The sequence below is a fragment of the Methanoregula sp. genome, assembly GCF_002835825.1.
Taxonomy (GTDB): Archaea; Halobacteriota; Methanomicrobia; order Methanomicrobiales; family Methanospirillaceae; genus Methanoregula.
This window is the reverse complement of record NZ_PIZH01000721.1, coordinates 1-1,093: the sequence shown is the minus strand read 5'-3', so window position 1 is coordinate 1,093 and position 1,093 is coordinate 1. Positions and strand designations below refer to the sequence as shown.

Annotated in this window: 1 protein-coding gene; it reads left to right on the top strand. The window is 56.5% G+C overall.

The window, feature by feature from the left end:
- A partial coding sequence (locus tag CW742_RS14695; RefSeq protein WP_292421675.1) for a hypothetical protein occupies positions 1-237 on the top strand: 237 nt, incomplete at its 5' end.
- Positions 238-1,093 lie beyond the last annotated feature (856 nt).

The following is a 1,093-nucleotide window of genomic DNA, read 5'->3' as shown; positions in this document are numbered from 1 at the left end:
GAGCTTGTGGGGTATTCCGCAAGCGACCCCGCCCGGCTCCGGGTCATCGCCGGCGACGCTGCGGTGGTGACCGAGCTATGGATCCGGTCCCGGCACGGTACGTGGAGATTTTTCCAGGTCACGCCGTCCACGATCGTGGGGATCGACCGTGATGGGAACCGGCTCGAGTTCGGGAAGACGATCGAGTACCTTGCCGGGGTTGCAGAGAGGGAGAAGGGTGGGGGAGTTTCTCCCTAGTCGAAGAGCCACGGGCTCTTCGAAGACCTGTTGGTCTTCTCATCTCTCAGGTCTGATGAGCATCGAGTTCTCCTGCTCCAGGTTCTGAGAGGACTGTCAAGACCTTGAGGATGAGAAGGGAGGCTCCAGCCGACCTTCGCAGTCGAGAACCTATCGCATAGTCGTTTACCCCCGATTTACCCTCCATTCGGGGGAAATACTCCGGGCCCGCAAATCGCCCGGTTGTACGCGTTTTGCCTCACCCCCCTATTTTGATGAGGCAATGATTCCGGAAAACACGGTAATTGTTCCGGAATTGATCAAGTTTTACGACGGGAATTGGTGAGGTAATGCACGGCAACGTTACAATCGCGGTTGGCCGGGGCACCTCCTGTTTCTGTTCAGTAGCTGACCGGCCGGGGGGTGTTCCGGACCCCCCTCCGGCGTATCTCCCGGATCCACCATCGGAGAGTCGATCCTCGAAAAGTAGGGAATCCGCCCAGGTAAAGGGCTCGGATTGGCACAGCCCGAAAAGAAGAGGTCTGGTCGGAGTTGTTCCCACCCTTGGGAGTGGCCCCGCCATTTCATAGGACCCTGAAAGGCCGGAACAATCCTGCCGCATCACAAGGGAACAACCGGGGTTATGTTCAGGAGCCCTGCGATTGCCGAAAGAAAGTTGGATCGTGAGGGTGGAATCAGATCGGGGCCCGTGGAATTTTCCCGTCCTGCCGGAACCAAGTGATTCCGAGAAAAATCACGACCTGAACCTAAAGAAGTCCCATTGAAAAAAACAAGGGCCCGATCAGTACAGGCAATAATGGATTCGCTGTTGGGGACCGGTGAAATACATCGAATCGCACTATCTGAAGTATAGATC